Genomic DNA, 21,122 nt, shown 5'->3' on the forward strand with positions numbered 1-21,122 from the left:
GTCAGCCCTTCGTGGCACCGGCGGCGATGCCGGTGACCAGTGAGCGCTGGAGGAGCAGGTAGACGATCAGGCTGGGGATCAGGGCGATGACCGCTCCGGCGAGGACCACTCCCGAGCCGACCTCCGGGTCGGTGCGCAGGATGGACAGGGCGACGGTGACCGTGTAGTCGGTGGGGTCCTTGGAGGCGATCAGGGGGAGCAGGTACTGGTCCCAGATCATGATGAAGCCGAGGACGCCCGCCACGCCCAGCGCGGGCCTGCACAGCGGCAGGACGATCTGCCACAGCATCCGCAGCTCTCCGACGCCGTCGAGACGGGCCGCCTCCTCGATCTCGGCGGGGATGTCCCGCATGAACTCGGTCAGCATCATCACCGAGAAGCCCCAGGCGCCCAGCGGCAGGATGACGCCCCAGACCGTGCCTTTGAGGTCCACGTGGACCACGGGCACATCACCCAGGACCAGGGACAGCGGGATCGCGATGACCTCCTCGGGCAGCATCAGCGTCATCATGAACAACATCATGATCAGCGCCTGGCCGCGGAACCGGTGCCGGGCCAGCGCGTACGCGGCCAGCGTGCACACCACGAGCTGGAGCAGCAGCCCGCCGCCCGCGATGACCAGCGAGTTGCCGAGGTAGTCCCAGATGCCGCGCTCGCCCGCCACCGTGAAGTTCGACAGCGTGCTGTCGTGCGGCAGGAACGACAGCGAGGAACCGCTGGGGTCGGTGGTGAACGCGCCCGAGAAGATGGTGAGGAACGGCGCCGCGAACACGGCCAGGGCGATCAGACAGAGCAGCAGGCGCAGGGCCCAGGCGAGACCGGGCCTGTCGTTCCAGCCGAGGGCGGTGTCGAAGCGGGCCGGGGTGGTGCGTTGTGCCTTGGTGGTCCGCCCGGCCGGGGTGTCAGGGGCCGCCGGCCGGACGGGGTCGATGACGGGGGCGCTCATCGCGCTTCTCCCCTCTTGCGGAGGTTGTTGACCATGACGGTGAGCAGCAGCGTCACGCACAGCAGGACGACCGAGGCCGCCGAGGCGCCGCCGATGTCGTTGCGGCTGAAGCCGAGGGTGTAGGCGCGGGTCATCCAGACGTCCGTGGACCCGGCGGGACCGCCGCCGGTGAGGACGTAGACCTCGGTGAACACCCGCAGCCCGCGGATCGTGGCGAGGGTGAGCACGATCATGAGCGCCGGACGGATCGCGGGGAGCGTGACGTGGCGCAGCCGCTGCCACAGGGAGACCCCGTCCATCGCCGCGGCCTCGTACAGCGAGCGGTCCACGCCCGCGAGACCGGCGAGGAAGATCACCATGTTGTACGGGGCCCAGATCCAGACGCCCATCACCATCGTCGAGTACAGGGCGATGTTCGGGTTGTCGAGGAACTGGACGGTCCCGAGTCCGATGAAGTGCAGGCCGCTGTTGATCAGGCCGTCGGAGGTCGGGTAGTACATCAGCCGCCACAGCTCGCCGACGACCGCGGTGGCCGTGACGGCGGGCAGGAAGACGGCGGTGCGGAGGAACTTCAGCGAACGTGCCTGGCCCTCCAGGAGCAGCGCGAGGGCGAACCCGAGCACGATCGCGCCGACCGCCTGGCCGATGCCGAGGATCAGGGTGTGCCCGATCGCGTCCTGGAAGCGGTGGTCGGTCAGGACCCGCGTGTAGTTCTCGAGGCCGATCCACTGGTCGCCGAGGAAGGGCCTGACGTCGAAGAAGCTGAGCCAGATGCCCTTGGCCATCGGCCAGAACTTGAAGACCAGGGCGAGCAGCAGACCCGGGGCGAGGAAGAGCCAGGGGACGACGGCCTTCTTGTCGAAGGTCCTCTTGCCGAGGCCTCTGCGCGCTGTGTGCGCGGGGACGGTAGCGGTCATTTCAGCAGGTCCTGGTCCTTGAGGTCACCGGCGAGCGTGTCGTTGAGCTCCTTGAGCTGGGAGCGGACGTCACCGCCGCAGTACGTGAAGATCGAGTTCAGCGAGTCGGCGGTGTCCTGCTTGATCGGGGCGAAGTCCGGCGCGTTCGGGAACTGCTCGGAGGCGTCCTCGTAGGCCTTCTGCACGACGCTCCAGCGCGCGTCGCCGCGGACCTTCGCCGCGTCCAGCGTGGAGTTGACGGGAATGCGGACGACGGGCTGGTGGCCGTCGACGCTGGTCATGGCGATCCGCTGGCCCTCGGGCGAGATGAGGAACGCGGCCAGCGCCCGTTCCTGCCTGTCCTTGCCGGTCTTGGCGCCGAGGTAGACGTTCTCGCCGTCGGCCAGCACATCGCCCCCGGCCGGGCCCGCGGGGGCGGGGACGACCTCGTACGTGTTCTTGCCGGGCGTGGTGTCGTAGGTGGTGATGTTGTACGGCCCGGTCATGTACATCCCGGCGTTGCCGTCCTGGAAGTTGGTGGCGGTTCCCGTGACGGCGGTGATCGCGCCGGGCTGGACGACCCCTTTCTCGCCGCAGAAGAGGTTGTCCTTCATCCAGGTCACGGTGTTCACGGCGGCTGCCGAGTCCATGGCGGGGGTGTACTTGCCCTTGCCGTCCGACGTGATGATCCGGGCGCCGCCCTGCCACAGGAAGCTCGCTCCCCACATGGCCGCGTAGCCGTTCTGGGCGCTGGCCGGCGCGACGATGCCGTAGGTGTCGGCCTTGCCGTCGCCGTCCGGGTCCTCAGTGGCGAAGGCCTTGGCGACGGAGAGCATCTCCTGCCAGGTAGTCGGCGCCTTCAGTCCGAGCTTCCTCAGCCAGTCCTTGCGGATCATCAGGGTCTGGGCCTGACGGGAGTAGGGGATGCCGTAGTGCTTCCCGTCGACGCCCACCGTGGAGGACCAGGACTTGGCGGTGATCTGGTCGCCGCCCGCGATCGAGTCGGGGTCGATGGGCTTGAGCAGGCCCTGGCTCTGGTAACTGCCCATCAGCGCCGTGTCGTTGATCATGACGTCCGGCAGGTCCTTGGTGGACGCCCGGCTCTGGAGCTGCTGGTCGAAGGTGATGACCGGCGCTGATAGTCGATCTTGATGCCGGTCTTCCTGGTGAAGGCGGCGAATACCCGCTCGTAGGTGGCGGCGTCGTCCGGATTGCTCCGGGTCCACACCTCCAGCGTGTTCGGATCGCTGCTGCCCGCGCTGTCGGAGCCGGAGCCGCAGGCGGCCGTTCCGAACGTCAATCCCACGACGGTGGCCGCCGCGACCAGGCGGCGTCGTCGGCGATCGCCCATGGATACTCTCCGTTCATATCCGTGAACCCGCTTCACGAATCTAAATGATCGGCCAAGCTACGGATCGTTTCTTCCGTATGTCAAGACATGGCTGGAAGTCTTCACAGAGGCTGTGCACGAGACTCTTTTGGAACGCTGGGGCGAAGTCGGTGCGTGAGGGACCAGGGAGGCGCGGGTGCACGACAACGACGAAGGCGACGGCCCGGGTGCGGCGGCGGCGCGGCTCACCGGCCGTACGGTGACGCAGGAGCGCGCGGTGTCCGGCGCGCCGGCCGAGGTGGCCCTCGACGACGGCCGCACGGTGATGGTGAAGCGCGCCGACAGCGCTGAGGAGGCCCGGGCGGAGGCGGCGGGGCTGCGCTGGCTGGCCGAGGCCGGCACGGTCCGGGTGCCGACCGGGCACGGCCAGGACGGCCGCTGGCTGGTCACCGACATGGTCGCGAGGGGGCGGCCGAACCGGGAGGCGGCACTCGATCTGGGCCGGGCGCTGGCCGGGCTGCACCTCGCCGGGGCGCCCGCCTTCGGTTCGGCACCGCCCGGCGGCCCCCGGGAGGCGTACATCGGGCGGGCGCCGATGCGCAACGTCGAGGGCGTCGAGTGGCCGCAGTGGTACGCCGAGCACCGGGTGCTGCCGTATCTGCGGCGCGCGGTGGACGACGGCACGATCACGCTCCCGGAGGCCGAGGTGATCGAGCGGCTCTGCGCGCGGCTGCCCGGTCTCGCGGGCCCCGCCGAGCCCCCGGCGCGGCTGCACGGCGACCTGTGGAACGGCAACGTGCTGTGGGGTGCCGACGGCCACGCCTGGCTGATCGACCCGGCCGCGCACGGCGGCCACCGCGAGACCGACCTCGCGATGCTCCACCTCTTCGGCTGCCCCCACCTGGACGAGGTGCTGCGCGGCTACGAGAGCGCGGCGCCGCTCGCCGGCGGCTGGTCCGACCGCATCGGGCTGCACCAGATGTTCCCGCTGCTGGTGCACGCCGTGCTGTTCGGGCGGGGGTACGCGGAACAGGCGCTCAGCACGGCGAAGGCGGCCCTGGAACGGTGAGTCCACCGGTCCGGGCCGCCTGCCGGTGACGTCGACGACGAGGAGAGCGAAGGAACTGGAGCTCTAGGAAAGCCGGTTTTGAAACCGGTGAGAAGGAAGCTCCTTCATGGCCTCGTGCGTGACGTCGAGGGCGAGGGAAGCGGAAGAGCTGGAGATCCAAGCCCCATGGGGGCTCATCGAATGGAGAAGGAAGCCCTTCCATGGCCTCGCCACGCGTAACCGTAACAGTCACTCGGGGATCAGGTCGCGCAGATTTTCCGGGGTGATGACCACCGAGTCCGGGTGCAGTCCCTCGGGACGCTCCAGGCCGATGTAGGTCACGGGCCCGTCCGGCACCGACCCGGCGTCCCAAGTCACCACGTCCGTACCGCCGTTCGCCATCAGCGAGGTCAGATACCCGACCGTGAGCTGCTCGCGCTCGACGATGCCGCGCACCAGCGTCGCCACCGACACCTGGTTGTCCTCCACGCGGTTGTACGCCGGCTGCCCCTTCAGGTACAGGTGCAGCCACTTGGCGTGCCAACTCCCGTCCTGTGCACGCCGGAACGCCAGCGGCAGCGCCACCCGGCCGGGACCGCGCAGCTCCGACTTCATCCGCACGGTACGCGCCTCGAAGGGCCGGCCCCGCTGCTCCCCCTCGCGCAGCATGAACCCGAAGAACGACTCCTCGGCCTCCTCGAACTTCTCCCCGGAGTAGATGTTCACCTGCGGCACGATGTACGTACCCCGCACGGCCCCGAGCCGCAGGTTGATGAACTCCGAGGCACCGTCCGGGGCGTTGGTGATGTCACCCGAGTGCTCGCCCTCCACCTCGCGGAGATTGGTGTACGACAGCCAGGACACCGTCTCGTAGTCCGCGTCCAGCAGCAGCGCGGACAGGTCGTAGTCGGTGACCCGCTGCGCCTGCTTCCAGTACACGAAGAAGCGCAGCAGCTCCCCGTCGACCGGCGAGACGGAGCCGCGAGGCAGCACCCCGAGCCCCGCCGAGGTCGCCCGCCCGCTGAGCGGAAGCGCCACGCCGAGGACCTCGGGATCGACCAACACGCGCTCCGGGGAAGGGAGTCGACGGCCGATCTCCGCGTCCAGCACGGCGATCAGCCGTCCCCGCTCCGCCTGCGGTACGACCCCACGCGTGTCGTCGGCGACGTGCGCGCGGCCGGCACGGTTGACGAACACCCGCTTCCGGCCCGTCTCGTCGGCCCGGTTCTGCAGGTACTCGCGCACCGACAGCACGACCCGCCCGGAGACCTGGGGAGCGACCTCCTCGACGACGGCCACCACGGCGTCCCGCTCCTCCCGCGTGCGCGCGGTGCGCAGCAACCGGTCCAGCGCACGGAACAGCCTGCCGGGCGCGGACCTGAGCAGTTCCGCCGCCCCGGTGACGTCGTCCGCGCCGAGCAGTGCCTCCAGGCGGGCCTCGAAGGTGTACGCCTTCTTCTCGCCCCGGGCCACGGCGAACACCTCGGCGGCGCGCGGCCACTGGGGGTACTCGTGCGGGTGCAGACGCTCACCGAGCCGCTTGAAGGCCTCGCGGTGCGCGAGGACGTCGGCGAGCTTGGCGGGAGCCAGGGCGACGACCTCGTCCAGACCCGCGAGCAGGGCGCGGCGGACCGGCCGGGACAGCTTGTGGAACCGGGTCGGCTCCTGAAGGCTCACGTCCCCGCCGGACAACGCGCAGGCCAGCCTCAGCACATCCGTCACGGTGTCCAGCAGCAGGCCCGCACCCGCCTTCAGCCGGGCCTCGTTGACGACGGCACGGTTCTCCCGCACCGGGATCGTCTCGGGCTGGGGACCGTCCGCGCAGTGCTCGGCGAGCACCTTGAGATCGGCCAGGTGCTCGTCCCCGAGGGGCGTGGTGCTGCCGGCCAGCGCCAGGTACAGAGCGCTGACCTCGTCCTCCAGACAGGAGCCCAGGTGCAGGACGGTGAGCCGGTCGCCGACCGCGGCCGTCAGCTCGTCGTGCGCCGCCAGCATCTCGTCGTACGTGTGCCGGTAGGTGCCGTACGACGGCAGGGTGAGCAGGTTGACCACGCCGTTGCGCAGCTGGGCGAGGACGCCGGAGCGGGCCTTGCCGTCCTCCAGGGCCTCGCGCACGCAGCGCATCCAGAACTCGAAGGTGTCCGGGACGTTGGCCGGGAAGTCCTTGAAGTAGACGTTGTGCCGCACATGGTCGCCGGCCATCTCACGGACGGTGGCGAGCGTGCGCACGGCGGTGTCGACGACCGTGCTCCCGGACAGCTCCGACAACGCCTTCAGCGCGTCCGCCGACAGCTTGAAGCCGACGGACATCAGCGCGGCGTCGAACTGCCGCGCCGCGACGTCGCCCTCACCGGCGGGGCCCGCGGGAACGGGCAGCCGGAGGGCATGCCGAATGACCAGGGAATCGAGACGGTGGACCATGCCGGAATGGTCGCAGAGGTGTTCGACTCGGCGCACCGGAGTTTTCGGGGCCTGGGGGTGGTTGGTGCGGGCCCCGGGGATTGATCAGTACGGGCCCCGGGCTGGTGCGGGCCCCGGGGTCAGGACTCCTCGCCCTGCTTCTTCTCCTTGATGCGCGCCGCCTCCTTGCGGACCTCCGCCTGCGTGGCGCGCTCCTTCTCCAGCCACTCGGGACTCTCGTCCCGCAGCGCCTCGATCTGCTCGGTGGTGAGCGGTTCGGTGACCCCGCCGCGCGCGAGACCGGCGATGGAGACGCCCAGCCGGGCCGCGACGACCGGACGGGGGTGCGGGCCGGTGCGTCGCAGGTCCTGCAACCACTGGGGCGGGTTCGCCTGGAGCTCGTTCAGCTCGGCGCGCGTGACGACACCCTCCTGGAACTCTGCGGGGGTGGCGGGGAGGTACACACCCAGCTTCTTCGCCGCGGTCGCGGGCTTCATCGTCTGGGTGTTCTGGTGCGACGTCATGGGGTCCAGAGTATCGGCCGCGCACGAGACCTCCGACCACAGTGGGTAACCTTGCCGCGTGACAGACTCGCCAGAACCCCCCTCCTTCCGGCTCGCGTACGTCCCCGGGGTGACGCCCGCCAAGTGGGTGCGGATCTGGACCGAGCGCTTCCCCGGCGTCCGCCTGGAGCTCGTCCAGGTGGCTCCCGCGGAGGCCTCCGACGTGTTGCGCGACGGCGGTGCGGACGCCGGTCTGGTTCGGCTGCCGGTCGACCGTACGGTGTTCAGCGCGATCCCCCTCTACACCGAGACCTCGGTCGTCGTGGTCCCCAAGGACCACGTGATGACCGCGGTGGAGGAAGTGACCGTGGAGGACCTGGCGGACGAGGTCGTCGTCCACCCCCTCGACGACGTCATCGGCTGGGAACGGCCGCCCGGCGAACCGGCCTTCGAACGCCCGGCCACCACGGCGGACGCGATCGAGCTCGTGGCGGCGGACATCGGCGTCCTCGTCGTCCCCCAGTCCCTGGCCCGTCTCCACCACCGCCGCGACCTCACCTACCGCCCGCTCACCGACGCCCCGCAGTCCGAGATCGCCCTGGCCTGGCGGGAGGACGCGACGACGGACATGGTCGAGGACTTCATCGGCATCGTCCGGGGGCGGACCGTCAACAGCTCGCGGGGCCGCACCCAGCCCGAGCCGGAGCGCGGCCAACGGCCCGAGAAGGGCGGCGGACGCAAGCCGGCGGGCGCCGGGAAGGGCACGGCGCGGGGAACCTCCGGCGCGGGCAAGGGGGTCCGTGGGGGGTCCGGCCGGTCCGGTGGGTCCGGCGGCTCCAAGGGCGCGGGGGCCCGACGGGGCAAGCCCAAGCGCAGGGGGTAGCGCTCAGCCCGGAGCCCTCATGGCCGGCATGCGCGGCGCGCCGGCTCAGCCGCTGGACCCGCCCGCGTCTCCGGAGTCGTCGGCGAACACACCGTCCGTTCCGAAAGCGATCCTCGCGAACCGTTCCCCCATCCGTCGATGCGTCGCCGCGTCCGGATGCAGGTCGTCCGGCAGCGGCAGCTCCGCCGCGTCGTCCTCGCCGTACAGCTCGCGCCCGTCGAGGTAGTGCAGGTGCGGATCCTCGGCGGCCCGCTGCTTCACGATCCTGGCCAGTTCCTCCCGGATCACCTGAAGGGTCAGCTTCCCGCTCGCGCGTTCCGCCGGGTCGCCCAGCGTCCTGAACCGCAGCCGGCCCTCACCGAGCTCACCGACGTCCGGGAAGCAGGGACCCGGGGTGTCCTCGTGCATCGGGCACAGGATGGGCGACACGACCAGCAGGGGCGTGTCCGGACGGCCCTCGCGGATCGTGTCGAGGAAGCCGTGGACGGCCGGACCGAAGGCGCGCAGCCGCATCAGGTCGTGGTTGACGATGTTGATGCCGATCTTGACGCTGATGAGGTCGGCGGGGGAGTCCCGCAGGGCCCGCGCGGTGAACGGGTCGAGGAGCGCGCTCCCGGCGAGACCCAGGTTGATCAGCTCCACGCCGCCCAGTGTCGCGGCGACCGCGGGCCAGATGCCCGTCGGGCTCGCCGCGTCGGAGCCGTGGCTGATGGAGCTGCCGTGGTGCAGCCAGACGCGGCGGTCACCGCGGGGCGCGGGCTCGACGGGCGCGTCGGTGCGCAGGGCGATCAGCTCGGTGGTCTCGTTGTGCGGCAGCCATATCTCGACGTCCTTGACCTCGCCGGACAGCCCGTCGAAACGGACGGTCCCGGGAGGTCCCGGCCGGACGTCGGACGTCCCCGCGGTCATGTCGACGGTGATGACGTTGCCGTCGCGCACACTGCCCCGGCCGGCCGGGCGGCCGTCGACGACCAGGTCGTACATCCCGTCGGGCCGGGACGGCGCGCCGACGTAGGCCCGCTTGGTCGGCAGGGTGTCCAGCTCCACCGCGGTGGCCCGGGTGCGGAAGACCAGCCGTACGCCGGAGGGCTGGGACTCGGCCATGGCGAGCTGGTCGTCGGTGTTCTGGGCGCGTGCCCGGGCCGGCAGCCGGTGCGGCAGTACCCCGCGCTCGGTGTGCTCCACGTCGAGGGCGCCGCGCAGCAGGTCGGCGGTGACGGGGGTGGCGATCCAGTCGTGCATGTTCCTCAGCCTGTCGGTCGGTCAGGGGCGGGCCAGTTGCGCAACAGCGTGTCGAGGGCGTCCAGGATCCGCGTCCAGGACTCCCCGGAGTCGGGAGAGCTGTGGCTGAACCCGCCTGCCCCCTCCAGGCTCGCGTAGCCGTGGAAGGTGCTGCCCAGCAGCCGTACGGCATGGGTCTGATCGGGTTCCGGCAGGTCGTAGCCGCGCAGGATGGCGCGCATCATCTGCGACAGCCGTACGCCCGCGCTGGCGGCCGCGGTCTCGGGGTCGAGCCTCAGCCGGGCGGCCGCGGCCCGGCCCGGGTGGGCCTGGGCGTAGTCGCGGTAGACGTGGGCGAAGGCGGTCAGGGCGTCCTTGCCGGCCCGTCCCGCGACCGCGTCGGCGGAGAGGTCGGCGAGCTCCTGCAGGGCGAACAGGGCGATCCGGGTCTTGAGGTCCAGGGAGTTCTTCACGTGCGAGTACAGGCTCGCGACCTTGACGTCGAACCGCCGGGCGAGCTCCGAGACGGTCACCTGCTCGAAGCCCACCTCGTCGGCCAGCTCCGCGCCCGCCCGGACCAGCTTCTCCGTGCTCAGCCCTACCCGCGCCATGCCTGTCCTCTCGTTTGCCCGATTCGATTATGCATTTGCCTAAAGCTTTTAGGCAAACTAGCGTGAGCTTATGGAACCGTTGACCGAGCAAGAGATCCGTGCCGCCTTCGTGAACTGCACCAAGGGCGAGACGAAGCGGCTGAACGTGCCCCGGGACCTGGCGGAGCAGCCGTGGGAGGACCTGGACTACCTCGGCTGGCGCGATCCGCAGGCCCCCGACCGCGCCTACCTGGTGACCGTCCTGGACGGGCGCCCCACAGCCCTCGCACTGCGCCGCTCGACCGCCGGCTCCTGGCAGGCGCGGCGCAGCATGTGCTCGATGTGCCTGACCACCCACTCGGGCGGGGTCTCCCTGATGGTCGCCCCGAGAGCGGGCAAGGCGGGGCAGCAGGGCAACTCGGTCGGGGCGTACATCTGCGACGACCTGGCCTGCTCGCTGTATGTGCGCGGGAAGAGGGACGTGGGCGCCGGTGCCCGGCTGCACGAGACGCTCACCCTGGACGAGAAGATCCGGCGGACGGTGACGAACCTCGCCGCCTTCGTCGCCAAGGTGACGGGCGGCGTGTGAGACGCCCGCACCCCGGGCGACCCTGGCGGTTCCTCCCGTACGACAGTTGACCGATGCGGCTGATCGACGGAGCGCAGCCGCCGGGCACCTCCGTCGTGAAGGGCCCTGCCCGGCCTCCCCGGTGGCAGAATCGGGCCCGTGGACTGGGGGATCCTCGAGCGCGAGCCGGAGCTGGCGCGACTGGCCTCGGCCGCGCGGGAGGCGGCGGACGGGGCCGGATCCGTGGTGCTCGTCTCCGGCGAGGCCGGTATCGGCAAGTCCAGCCTGGTGAGGGCCCTTCCGGACCGTCTCCCGGAGGGCACCCGGATTCTCGTCGGCGAGTGCGACGACCTCGCCACCCGCAGGCCGCTGGGCCCCTTCCGCGACCTGATCGGCAGCGTCGGCGGTGAACTCGCCGGCGCCGTGACGGAGGGCGGTGACCGCCATCGCGTCCACGAGGCCCTGCTCGAAGAACTACACGGAGCGGTACTCGTCGTCGAGGACGTCCACTGGGCCGACGAGGCCTCCCTGGACGCCCTGCGCTTCCTGGTCCGGCGGACGGAACGCCTGCCTGCCCTCCTCGTGCTGACCTACCGCGACGACGAGTTGAGCCGTGAGCATCCGCTGCGGCAGTTGCTGGGCCAGGTGTCCCGCGCGCCCCGCGTGCACCGGCTGCCCCTGGCCCGCCTCTCCCTGGACGCCGTACGCACCCTCAGCGCGGGCCGTGTCGACCCCGCCCAGGTGTACGCCGTCACGAACGGCAACCCCTTCTTCGTCGCCGAGATCGTCGCCGCAGGAGGCACCGGGAAAGTGCCCCCGACCGTCGTCGACGCCGTGCTCGCCCGGCTGCGCGGACTGCCCGGCGCCACCGTGGACGCGCTGGAGCAGTTGGCCGTCGTGCCCTCGGCCGTCGAACGCCCGCTGGTCGACGCGCTGCTCACGGACGGGGCGTCCGTCATGGCCGCGCAGGAGCGAGGCGGTCCGCCCGCTGCCGGGGAGTCCCCGTCGGCGACGGACCGGCGCGGCCCGCTCACCGACGGGGTGGCCGTTCTGGCCGCCGCGGAGCAGCGCGGTCTGCTCACCGTCACCCCTGAACGGGTGGCGTTCCGGCACGAGTTGATCCGCCGGGCGGTGGCCGACTCGCTGCCCGCCGCCCGCCGTATCGGCCTCAACCGTGCCGTCCTAGCGGCACTCGTCGCCCGCCCCGGCTCCGACGCCGCCCGGATCGTCCACCACGCGGCCCAGGCCGGCGACCAGGACGCCGTCGCCCGCTACGGCCCCGACGCGGCGAGGGACGCCTCCGCCACCGGCGCCCACCGCGAGGCCGCCGCCCAACTCCGGCTCGTGCTGCGCGAACGGCACCGCTACGCCCCCGCCGAACTCGCCGACCTGCTCGAACGCTACGCCGTCGAGAGCTACACCATCGCCGACTCGGCCGCAGCCGTCGCCGCCCAGCGCGAGGCCGTCACCCTGCGCCGTGCCCTCGGTGACACCCTCGCCCTGGGCGCCGACCTGCGCTGGCTGTCCCGTATCCACTGGTGGGCAGGCAACGCCGACCAGGCCCAGGAGGCCGCCAGGGAGGCCGTGACCGTCCTAGAACACGCGGGCGACGACCGGCTGTTGGCGCTCGCCGTCAGCAACACCGCGCAACTGCGCATGCTGTCCGAGCGCTACGCCGAGGCCGTCGAACACGGCGAGCGCGCCATCGCCCTGGCCCGCAAGGCCGACGACCCCGCGATCCTCGCGCACGCCCTGAACAACGTCGGCACCGCCCGCTGGCGCTCCGGAGACCCCGGCGGACGGGAGCAGTTGGAGGAGAGTCTCGACGTGGCGCTCGCCGCCGGCGAGGTCGAACACGCCTGCCGCTCCTACGCCAACATCATCTGGACCCTGCTCGACAACCTCCGGTACGACGAGGCCGACGCGTTCCTGCCCCCGGCGATGGAACTCGCCGACCGGGCCGAGCACTTGGGCTTCCTCAACTACCTCCACGTCGAACTCGCCATGCGCAGGCTCGCGGCCGCCGACTGGGCCGACGCCGAGCGGCACGCCGAGTACGGCATGCACGATTTCGTCCCGGCCCGCTGCCCCGCCCTGACCGTCCTCGCCCGGGTCCGCATCCGCTGCGGCCGCCCCGGCGCCGACGCACTCCTCACCGAGGCCTGGGACATCGCCGTAGGGACCAAGGAGCTGCAGCGCACCGGGCCGGTGGCGGTGGCGCGGGCGGAGTCGGCCTGGCTGCGCGGGGACGCGCAGGCCGTCGTGGCGGCGGCCGCGCCCGTGCACGCCCAGGCGAGCCGGCTGCCCGGCGCCCCCTACCGGTCCGAACTCGGCTACTGGCTCACCAAAGCGGGCCGTCCGGTCCCACCGGACGACTCGGACCATCCGTACGCGTTGCAGGCGCGCGGGCAGTGGCGCCGGGCCGCCGCGCTCTGGCGGGCCGCGGGCTGTCCTTACGAACACGCCGCCGCGCTCGCCGAGAGCCCGGACCCGGCCGACAAGTTGGAGGCTCTCGCCGTCTTCGACACCCTCGGCGCCGAACCGGCGGCCCGGATGCTCCGCGCCGAGCTGCGACGGCTCGGCGTGCGGCACATCCCGCGCGGCCCCCTCGCCGCGACCCGGGAGAACCCCGCGGGCCTCACCGACCGCCAGCTCCAGGTCATACGGCTGCTCGCCGAAGGTCTCACCAACGCGGAGATCGCCGCCCGGCTCGTCGTGTCGGTCCGCACGATCGACAACCACGTGCGGGCGGTGCTCGACAAACTCGACGCCCCGGGCCGCCGCCAGGCCGCCCGGCGCGCGGCCGAGCTCGGCCTGCTGCCCGACGACTCCCCGAGCTAGGTAGCCCGAGGCGCCGAACTGGGTGACGGTCACGGATGTCCGGCATGGTGCGACGCGAGTAAAATGGGCGAATCGACCCGATTTGGAACGGGGATCTCATGTCCAGCACAGCCGCCCAGGCCGCACGGAGTGAACTGACCGGATTCACGGGGGACTTGATCGGTCCCGAAGACGCCGGCTACCAGGAGGCCCGTACCGTCTACAACGCGATGATCGACCGGCGCCCCGCCCTCGTCGCCCGCTGCGCCGACGCCGACGCGGTGGCCCGCACCATCGGCTTCGCCCGCGCCCACGGCCTGCCACTCGCCGTGCGGGGCGGCGGACACCACGGCGCCGGGCTCGGCACCGTCGACGGGGGAGTGGTCGCCGACCTGTCACCGCTGAAGGACATCCAGGTGGATCCGGCGGCCCGCACCGTCAGGGTCGGCGGCGGCTGTGTCTGGGGCGAGGTGGACCGTGCCACCAACGCGCACGGCATGGCCACGCCCAGCGGCATCGTGTCCACGACCGGCGTCGGCGGCATCGCCACCGGCGGCGGACTCGGCCACCTCACCCGCAGCTGCGGGCTGACCATCGACAACCTGCTGGAGGCCGACGTCGTCCTCGCCGACGGCAGCAGGGTGCGGGCGAGTGCCGACGAGAACAGCGACCTGTTCTGGGCGATCCGGGGCGGCGGCGGCAACTTCGGCGTCGTCACCTCGTTCGTCTTCCGGCTCCACGAGATCAGTACGGTGATCGCCGGACCGACCTTCTGGTCCGTCGACGACAGTGCCGAAGTCCTCTCCGCCTACCGGGAGTTCATCCTGAACGCGCCCCGAGAGCTGGGCGGCTTCTTCCTGCACGGCACCGTCCCGCCCGCCCCGCCGTTCCCCGAGGAGATCCAGCTCCGCAAGACGGCCGGCGTGGTCTGGTGCTACGCCGGCGACGACACCGAGGCCGCCGCCCGCGAGATGGCCCCACTGCTCGACGCCCTGCCCGCGCCGCTGATGCACGCGCCCATGGTCATGCAGCACCCCGACCTCCAGGCCATGTTCGACGGGCTCTACCCGCCCGGCCACCAGTGGTACTGGCGGGCCGACTTCGTCGAGACCATTCCCGACGAGGCGGTCCAGCTGCACGCCAAGTTCGGCGCCGAGGCGCCGACCGTCCAGTCGACCATGCACCTCTACCCGATCGACGGCGCCGCCCATGACGTGGGCCAGGACGAGACCCCCTGGGCCTACCGCCACGCCAACTGGGCCTCCGTCTTCGCCGGCGTCGACCCGGACCCTGCCAACGCGGAGCTGGTCAAGCGGTGGACCGTCGACTACTTCGACGCCCTGCACCCGTACTCGGCGGGCGGCGCCTACGTCAACATGATGATGGACGAGGGCCAGGAACGCGTCCGGGCCAGCTACCGCGGCAACTACGACCGGCTGGCCCGTGTCAAGGCCGACCGGGATCCGGACAACGTGTTCCGCCTGAACCAGAACATCCAGCCGGCGCCGAGGCCGACGCACGGGTCGCGGCCGTAGGACAGCAGCGGAACCGGGGGCGAATGCTGATCCTCAACTCCGGTTCCGCGCCGGTCATGGGCGGCGGCCACGCCCGGCGCGAGTTCGCCAAGGGCGACCTCGCACCTCCACGAACGTGCGCACCTCGGGGCACGCCGCTGAGCCCGCTCAACTCCGGGCCGTGCGCCCGACCGACTCCACCAGGGGCAGCAGCCGGTGTGCGACCCGCTCCCGCAGCGCCACCTCGGTGCGCGTCCGCACCACTCCCGGCAGGCTGATCACCTTCTGGATCACGTCCTCCAGATGCGCGTTGTCCCGCGCCACGACCCGCGTCAGCAGATCCCCGCCGCCCGCGATCGAGAACGCCTCGACGATCTCCGGCACGGCGGCCAGCGCGTCCCCCACGTCGTCGAGCCGCCCCTGGGTCACCTCGATGTGCACGAACGCCAGCACCGGATGACCGAGCGCGGCGGGCGACAGCGAGGGCCCGGTCCCGGTGATCACGCCGTCCCGCTCCAGCCGGTCAAGACGCGCCTGCAAGGTGCCCCGCGCGACCCCGAGGATCCGCGCGTACTCCCGCACGCTCGTCCGCGGCCGCTCCAGCAGCAGCCGCAGGATGCGGGTGTCGAGCTCGTCCACGGCCATGGCGTACGACCTCCTCGTGCCTGGTCCTTTGGTCCGCCGATGGACGTATCGGGACCGCTTCCCCTGTACCAATGGACCAGCATATGCGGGCCCGCTTGAGCCGACAGCGGCAAGGATGCTGCAATGTGCCCGTCGATGGCGCTGCGGACCCCGCGGCGCCTTTTCCATGCCGGTGCACCCGGTGTCCGAGGGTTTCAGGGGGCGGTACGTGCTGAAGAGGGTGTTCATGGCTGCGGACCCGGGACGGGTCCGGCTGCGCTTCGCCGCGCGAGCGGTGCTCGGCATCGGCCTCGCCGTCGTGGTGTGCGGCCTCGCGGGACACTCGCTCGCCGGTGCCGTCACCGGAGGCCTCGCCGCGCTCCTCGCCTTGTTCACCGTCGCGGACGCCACCGTCCGGGCGCAGGCGCTCACCACCGCCCTGCTGCCCGTCGTCGGCCTACCCGTCCTCACGGTCGCGGCCGAGCTCCACGACCACCCCGTCGCCCGCGACCTCACCTTCCTCGCCGTGGTCGGCGCGGGTGTGTACGCCCGGCGCTGGGGCCCGCGCGGCCACAGCCTCGGCGTCTTCGCGTTCATGACCTTCTTCGTGGCGCAGTTCCTGCACGCGACCACCGACCGACTGCCCGAGCTCCACACCGCCGTCCTGCTGTCCGTGCTCACCGCGGCCGCGGTCCGCTTCGGCCTGTGGTGCTACGAGCGCCGGCTGCCCCCGGCCCCCGTACCGGCCCCGCCCGCCGGCACCGGCCTCGCCCGCGCGACCACCCGCCAGGCGGTCCAGGCCATGGCGGGTGCCGGCTTCGCCCTCGTCGTCGGCCAGCTCGTCTCCGGGCAGCGCTGGTACTGGGCCGTCGGCGCCACCTGGTGGATCTTCGTCAACACCGCCTCGCGCGGCGAGACCCTGGTGCGCGGCTTCCGCCGCGTCCTCGGCACGGTGATCGGTATCGGCCTCGGCCTGCTCGTCGCCGTACCGTTGGAGGGGGCACCGGCGCCCACGGCCGTCCTGGTCGCCGTCTGCGTCTTCGGCATCTTCTACACGGCCGCCGTCTCCTACACGTGGATGATGCTCTGGGTCACCCTGCTCGCCGAGCTCCTCTACGGCCTTCTCGGCGTCCTGAACCCCGGCCTGCTGGCGCTGCGGCTCGCGGAGACCGGCGTGGGCGCGGTCGGGGCCGTCCTGGCGGTGCTGTTCGTCCTGCCGATCACCACCCACAGCGTCACCGACGCCTGGATCCAGCGCGCCCTGCGCTGCGTCCACGCCTGCACCGCCGAGGCCGCCGCGCGCCTCGCGGGTGTGCCGGGCGCCGACCCGGGCGGCCGGGTGACCGAACTGGAGCAACTGCTCGGCAGGGTCCGCCTCTCGGTGGCCCCCCTGGTCCACCCCCTCAACCCCATGGCGGCCCGCAAGAGGCGTGCCCGCCACGTTCTCGCCCTCCTCGACGGCTGCGCCCGGGAGATCCGGGGCCTGGTCGCCGTCGCCGCCGACCCCGAGGCCTCGCACGACGCCCGCCTGACCACCGCGTGCCGGCGGGTGGAGGCCGCTGTGGAGGCCCTCACGGACGGCAGGGACTTCCCGGTGGCGGACCGTCCGCTCGCCGAGGAGCCCGCACTGGCCCATCTGCACGGACTGGAACGGGCCTTCGCGGAGCTGGCGGCGCCCTTGCGGTCCCCGTCCGGATCGCCGCTGGTCGGTGCCTGACGTACCCCGCCATGTCCGTGACTGCGCCGGGAATTTCCCCGGAGTTGGTCTAGACCGGTAGTGATCGACTGCTACCGTCGCCCCGGACGGTACGGACCGAGAGGGGACGACGGTGGCAGACGGCGGGCGGCGACGGGCCTACATCGGGTCGTTCACGGCGGCGGGAGGCCCCGGCATCGTGACGGCGACGGTAACCCCGGACACGGGTGCGCTGAAGGTGCTGAGCGGGCTGAACGGCGTACCCGATCCGTCGTATCTGGCCCTGTCGGCCGGTGGGGACGTGCTGTACGCGGTCAGTGAGACGGCCGAGGGCGCGGTGGCCGCGTACCGGGTGACCGGCGAGCGGCCCGAGCCGGCCGGCCCGCCGGTGGCGGTGGACGGCAACGGGCCCACGCACCTCGCCGTGCACGCCGGACACGTCCTGACCGCCAACTACGGCTCCGGCAGCGTCACCACCGTGCCGCTGCGGGCCGACGGCTCCCTCGCGAGCTCCCCCTCCGGAGTGCTCCGGCACACCGGTTCGGGCCCGCACGCCCCCCGCCAGCTGGGCCCGCACGCCCACCAGGTGCAGCCCGACCCGAGCGGACGGTGGATCGTCAGCGTCGACCTCGGCACGGACTCCGTGCGGGTGTGCACCCTCACCGACGGGGCGCTCGACGTGCACCGCGAGATCGCCCTGCGCCCCGGCTCGGGGCCCCGCCACCTGGCCTTCCACCCCGACGGCACCCGCGCCTACGTCCTCAACGAACTCACCCCGACCCTCACCGTGTGCCGCTGGGACGCCGAGGAAGGCTCCCTGAAGCCCCTGAACGAGACCCAGGTGCTCGCGGGCGCCCCCGCGGGCGACGCGTACCCCTCAGGTGTCGTCGCGTCCCCCGACGGCCGCTTCGTGTGGACCGCCACCCGCGGCGAGGACGTCCTGTCCACGTTCGCCGTCGAGGGCGACGACGTGCGGCTGGTCGGCACGGTCATCTGCGGCGGCCACTGGCCCCGGGACCTCGCCGAGTCCGGCGGCTTCCTGTACGTGGCGAACGAGCGCTCCGGCGAGGTGACCTGGTTCGCTGTGGACCCGGCGACCGGCCTGCCGCGGTACGAGGGCACGGTCGAGGTACCGGCCGCCTCCTGCGTGATCTTCGGCTGACCCGGGAACCGCGCACGCCGAAGGGCCCGCTCCGACGCTCGGAGCGGGCCCTTTCGGTGTAGCGGTCGCGGCGGGCGCGCTCAGCGCACCGGGGCGCCCTGCGCCTGCTGCGGGGCGATGCCCAGCGCGGTCGTGTACTTGGCTAGCACGAGCTTGCCGATCGCCGGGTAGGGGCCGAGCGGATCGGCGGCGGAGCAGCCGGCCTCCCTGGCGGCGTCCTCGATCACGGCGGGGTCGATCTCCGGCCCTATCAGGTACGGCGCGAGCGCCAGCTGCTGCGAACCGGAGGAGCGCAGCTGTTCGGCGATGGACGCGATCGAGCCGTCCTGGTCGAGCGCCGCCGCCATCACCGGCACGGCCAGCCGCGCGGCGAGCAGCATGCCGGTGATCCCGGCCGCCTGCACGGCCTCCTCGCCGCCCACCGCACCGAGGATGATGCCGTCCGCGGCGGTCGTCACCGCGAACAGGCGCGCGCGGTCGGCGCGGGCCAGCCCGGCCTCCGACAGACGTACGTGCAGCGCCTCGGCGAGCAGCGGGTGCGGGCCCAGCACATCGGTGAGGTCGGCCGCGATCCGGCTGTCCATCACGGCCTGGCGGATCCGGCGCAGCAGCGAGCTGTCCGGCCCGGCGAGCAGCGGCACGACGACGGCGACGGGGCCCTCGGGCTCCTTGACGTCCACCCCGGCGGCCTTGGCCTGCTCGTAACGCGCGGTGCGCTCGCCGGCGGTGTGGGCCAGCACGGCCTGGAGTGTGGGGAACTCCGAGTCGTCTCCGTCCAGGTAACCGATCCGCGCGTCCAGGCCGGGCAGCTCGGAGCGGGCGATGCTCACGACCTCCTCGGCGAGGCTGCGCGTGGCCGCGCCGGGCGTGCCCGGCACCGCGAGGACGAGCGCGGGCGCGCCCTCGGGAGCCGCCAGCGGCTCGGGTCGGCGGTGCCGCCCGGGCTGGCGAGGTCGCGGCATTCGTACTGGCAGGCCGGACGCGGGTCCAGTGGGGGAGCTCATGGCGACGCATGTTACTGGCTTCCTGGGCTTCCCTGTTCGGGGAGGGTGCAGGTGAGCGGTATCCGTCCGGTTTTGTCTGATGAGTTACGTCCGCTTCAGCCCCTCTTTGGGGTCACCACGTACAACATCGCCTCGTCGGCGGGCAGGCTGAGCGCACCATGTGCCAGTTCTGTGGCGATCTGTACGGACCCCTCCAAGGGTCCGCCCGCCGCCGGGACCCGCCGCGCCTGCGGCAGCCGTCGCTCCAGCTCCTCCTCCAGCGGTACGAGGAGGGCGGCACCCATCCTGAACAAGCCACCGGTGAGGCTGACATGCGCCGCCCCCTCCGCCGGACAGACCGCGGCCGCGGAATCGGCCATGTGCCGGGCCGCCTCGCGCAGGATCCCCCCGGCCACCGGGTCGCCCTCCGCGCAGTCGGCCACCTGGGGAGCGAAGGAGGCGAGCACGGCGGGCCGGTCGGTACGCGGGTAGAGCCGGCCGGGCAGCTCCCGCACCGGCCCGAACGACTCCTCGGCCCGGGCCAGCAGCGCCGCCGACCCCCCGGGCCGCCCGTCGTGGGCACGCAGGGCGGCCTCAAGCCCGGCCCGCCCGATCCACGCGCCGCCCCCGCAGTCGCCCAGCAGATGCCCCCAGCCGTCCGCCCGGCGCCAGGACTTGAGGTCGGTGCCGATCGCGACGAGACCGGTACCGGCGGCCACGACCGCACCCGGGCGCGGTCCGAGAGCGCCGGTGTAGGCGGTCACCGCGTCCGCGACCAGCGCGACGGTCCGTACCCCGAACTCCCGCTCCAGCGCGGCGGGAAGCTCGGCCCGCAGGGCATCGCCCAGGGTCGCCATACCGGCCGCCCCGACGACGGCGGTGCCGAGCCCGCTCACTCCGGCCTCTGTCGACAAGGCCCGGACCATGGGTGTCAGTTGCTCCATCAGATGGTCCGGATCGATGCCGCGAGGGCCGGTCCGGACCGGCACCCGCGACTCCCGCGGGGCCGTGGTCCCCCGGCCGGGTGTGCCGACGACGACCCGCAGGCCGGAGCCACCGGAGTCGACGGCAAGGAATCCGTCCCCGCAACCGCGGTCGGCCGCCATGTGGGAGGCTCCCCTTCCTTCCCGTCGAAGAGCTCGATGCGGAGGAAGAGTAGCGCCTGCGGGACGGCCGGGCCGGGAGACTTCCCTGGATATGCGGGGTGTCAGCGTGTGCCAGTAGAGTGACGCGCCGTGGCACCACGACCCTTGCATGAACTTGTCGAAGCAGGCTGGGCGAAGGCCCTTGAACCTGTGGCCGAACGCATCGCGGCCATGGGGGACTTCCTCCGGGCCGAGATAGCGGCGGGCCGGACCTATCTGCCGGCCGGGGCGAACGTCCTGAGGGCCTTCCAGCAGCCCTTCGACGACGTCCGCGTCCTGATCGTCGGCCAGGACCCCTATCCCACGCCGGGAATGGCGATCGGGCTGAGCTTCGCGGTGGCGCCCGAGGTGCGTTCCCTGCCGGGGAGCCTGGAGAACATCTTCCGGGAGATGCACTCCGACCTCGGGCTGCCCAGGCCGTCCAACGGCGACCTCACGCCGTGGACCGAACAGGGCGTGCTGCTGCTCAACAGGGCGCTGACGACAGCCCCGCGCAAGCCCGGCGCGCACCGCGGACAGGGCTGGGAGGAAGTCACCGAGCAGGCCATCAGGGCGTTGGCCGGGCGCGGGAAGCCGCTGGTGTCGATCCTGTGGGGGCGCGACGCGCGCAACCTCCGCCCCCTTCTCGGCGACCTCCCGGCGATCGAGTCGGCCCATCCCTCACCGATGTCGGCGGACCGCGGCTTCTTCGGTTCGCGCCCGTTCAGCCGGGCCAATGACCTGCTGGCCGGCCAGGGCGGACAGCCGGTGAACTGGCAACTGCCGTAGAGCGCCGCATCGTCCCGCCGTGCCC

At 72.3% G+C, this 21,122-nt stretch carries 19 protein-coding genes; 8 read left to right on the top strand and 11 right to left on the bottom strand.

Annotated features, from left to right (window positions below; all coding sequences use genetic code 11):
- Position 1: 1 nt before the first annotated feature.
- The 4 genes from RKD20_RS39790 to RKD20_RS39805 are packed head-to-tail and all read right to left on the bottom strand — an operon-like array spanning position 2 to position 3,193.
- Complete coding sequence (locus RKD20_RS39790) at positions 2-946, bottom strand: carbohydrate ABC transporter permease (protein ID WP_424881929.1); 945 nt, start codon at positions 944-946, stop codon at positions 2-4.
- Positions 943-1,863, bottom strand: a complete 921-nt coding sequence (locus RKD20_RS39795) for a carbohydrate ABC transporter permease (RefSeq protein ID WP_424881930.1) — start codon at positions 1,861-1,863, stop codon at positions 943-945. The genes RKD20_RS39790 and RKD20_RS39795 overlap by 4 nt, the downstream gene beginning before the upstream one ends.
- On the bottom strand, positions 1,860-2,912 hold the full coding sequence (locus RKD20_RS39800; RefSeq protein ID WP_424881931.1) for a sugar ABC transporter substrate-binding protein: 1,053 nt from the start codon (positions 2,910-2,912) through the stop codon (positions 1,860-1,862). The genes RKD20_RS39795 and RKD20_RS39800 overlap by 4 nt, the downstream gene beginning before the upstream one ends.
- Entirely contained in the window at positions 2,909-3,193 is a 285-nt protein-coding gene (locus tag RKD20_RS39805) for a hypothetical protein (protein ID WP_424881932.1), read from the bottom strand. The genes RKD20_RS39800 and RKD20_RS39805 overlap by 4 nt, the downstream gene beginning before the upstream one ends.
- A 175-nt stretch (positions 3,194-3,368) precedes the next feature.
- Between RKD20_RS39805 and RKD20_RS39810 the strand changes: the two genes are divergently transcribed.
- Positions 3,369-4,241: a fructosamine kinase family protein gene (locus RKD20_RS39810; RefSeq protein ID WP_424881933.1), complete on the top strand. Its 873-nt coding sequence runs from the start codon at positions 3,369-3,371 to the stop codon at positions 4,239-4,241.
- A 228-nt stretch (positions 4,242-4,469) separates the two neighbouring features.
- On the opposite strand, the gene RKD20_RS39815 is transcribed toward RKD20_RS39810, so the two are convergent.
- Together RKD20_RS39815 and RKD20_RS39820 are read right to left on the bottom strand one after the other, a co-directional pair.
- On the bottom strand, positions 4,470-6,641 hold the full coding sequence (locus tag RKD20_RS39815) for a hypothetical protein (protein WP_424881934.1): 2,172 nt from the start codon (positions 6,639-6,641) through the stop codon (positions 4,470-4,472).
- A gap of 119 nt (positions 6,642-6,760) precedes the next feature.
- Positions 6,761-7,144 carry a DUF5997 family protein gene (locus RKD20_RS39820; protein ID WP_020118351.1) on the bottom strand — a complete coding sequence of 128 codons (384 nt, stop codon included), beginning with the start codon at positions 7,142-7,144 and terminating at the stop codon, positions 6,761-6,763.
- A gap of 58 nt (positions 7,145-7,202) precedes the next feature.
- Here RKD20_RS39820 and RKD20_RS39825 point away from each other — a divergent pair, with 58 nt between their 5' ends.
- The gene (locus RKD20_RS39825; RefSeq protein ID WP_424881935.1) at positions 7,203-8,006 is read left to right on the top strand and encodes a LysR family substrate-binding domain-containing protein; all 804 of its coding nucleotides are present in this window, start codon (positions 7,203-7,205) and stop codon (positions 8,004-8,006) included.
- A gap of 45 nt (positions 8,007-8,051) precedes the next feature.
- Here the strand turns inward: RKD20_RS39825 and RKD20_RS39830 are convergent, their stop codons facing one another.
- Entirely contained in the window at positions 8,052-9,248 is a 1,197-nt protein-coding gene (locus tag RKD20_RS39830) for a GDSL-type esterase/lipase family protein (protein WP_424881936.1), read from the bottom strand.
- A gap of 5 nt (positions 9,249-9,253) precedes the next feature.
- Positions 9,254-9,838 carry a TetR/AcrR family transcriptional regulator gene (locus RKD20_RS39835; RefSeq protein WP_424881937.1) on the bottom strand — a complete coding sequence of 195 codons (585 nt, stop codon included), beginning with the start codon at positions 9,836-9,838 and terminating at the stop codon, positions 9,254-9,256.
- A gap of 70 nt (positions 9,839-9,908) precedes the next feature.
- Here RKD20_RS39835 and RKD20_RS39840 point away from each other — a divergent pair, with 70 nt between their 5' ends.
- The 3 genes from RKD20_RS39840 to RKD20_RS39850 all read left to right on the top strand — a co-directional run bounded on the left by RKD20_RS39840 (position 9,909) and on the right by RKD20_RS39850 (position 14,740).
- Complete coding sequence (locus RKD20_RS39840) at positions 9,909-10,406, top strand: FBP domain-containing protein (protein WP_424881938.1); 498 nt, start codon at positions 9,909-9,911, stop codon at positions 10,404-10,406.
- A 138-nt stretch (positions 10,407-10,544) separates the two neighbouring features.
- Positions 10,545-13,226, top strand: a complete 2,682-nt coding sequence (locus tag RKD20_RS39845) for an AAA family ATPase (RefSeq protein WP_424881939.1) — start codon at positions 10,545-10,547, stop codon at positions 13,224-13,226.
- Between the two features lie 98 nt (positions 13,227-13,324).
- The gene (locus tag RKD20_RS39850; RefSeq protein WP_424881940.1) at positions 13,325-14,740 is read left to right on the top strand and encodes an FAD-binding oxidoreductase; all 1,416 of its coding nucleotides are present in this window, start codon (positions 13,325-13,327) and stop codon (positions 14,738-14,740) included.
- Between the two features lie 147 nt (positions 14,741-14,887).
- On the opposite strand, the gene RKD20_RS39855 is transcribed toward RKD20_RS39850, so the two are convergent.
- On the bottom strand, positions 14,888-15,364 hold the full coding sequence (locus RKD20_RS39855) for an Lrp/AsnC family transcriptional regulator (RefSeq protein WP_007380227.1): 477 nt from the start codon (positions 15,362-15,364) through the stop codon (positions 14,888-14,890).
- Positions 15,365-15,572: 208 nt separating this feature from the next.
- Between RKD20_RS39855 and RKD20_RS39860 the strand changes: the two genes are divergently transcribed.
- Together RKD20_RS39860 and RKD20_RS39865 are read left to right on the top strand one after the other, a co-directional pair.
- Positions 15,573-17,060 (top strand): FUSC family protein, encoded by a 1,488-nt coding sequence (locus tag RKD20_RS39860; RefSeq protein ID WP_424881941.1) that lies wholly within the window; start codon positions 15,573-15,575, stop codon positions 17,058-17,060.
- A 112-nt stretch (positions 17,061-17,172) separates the two neighbouring features.
- Positions 17,173-18,201 (top strand): lactonase family protein, encoded by a 1,029-nt coding sequence (locus tag RKD20_RS39865; RefSeq protein WP_424881942.1) that lies wholly within the window; start codon positions 17,173-17,175, stop codon positions 18,199-18,201.
- 80 nt (positions 18,202-18,281) lie between these two features.
- Here RKD20_RS39865 and RKD20_RS39870 read toward each other — a convergent pair whose 3' ends face one another.
- Both RKD20_RS39870 and RKD20_RS39875 read right to left on the bottom strand, forming a co-directional pair.
- Positions 18,282-19,205 (bottom strand): sirohydrochlorin chelatase, encoded by a 924-nt coding sequence (locus RKD20_RS39870; RefSeq protein WP_118082856.1) that lies wholly within the window; start codon positions 19,203-19,205, stop codon positions 18,282-18,284.
- Between the two features lie 95 nt (positions 19,206-19,300).
- Positions 19,301-20,290, bottom strand: coding sequence for an N-acetylglucosamine kinase (locus tag RKD20_RS39875; protein ID WP_424881943.1), 990 nt, complete (start codon positions 20,288-20,290; stop codon positions 19,301-19,303).
- Positions 20,291-20,419: 129 nt separating this feature from the next.
- Between RKD20_RS39875 and RKD20_RS39880 the strand changes: the two genes are divergently transcribed.
- Entirely contained in the window at positions 20,420-21,097 is a 678-nt protein-coding gene (locus tag RKD20_RS39880; RefSeq protein ID WP_424881944.1) for a uracil-DNA glycosylase, read from the top strand.
- Positions 21,098-21,122 lie beyond the last annotated feature (25 nt).

It is taken from the genome of Streptomyces sp. SLBN-8D4, assembly GCF_049739545.1.
GTDB classification, from domain to species: Bacteria; Actinomycetota; Actinomycetes; order Streptomycetales; family Streptomycetaceae; genus Streptomyces; species Streptomyces canus_C.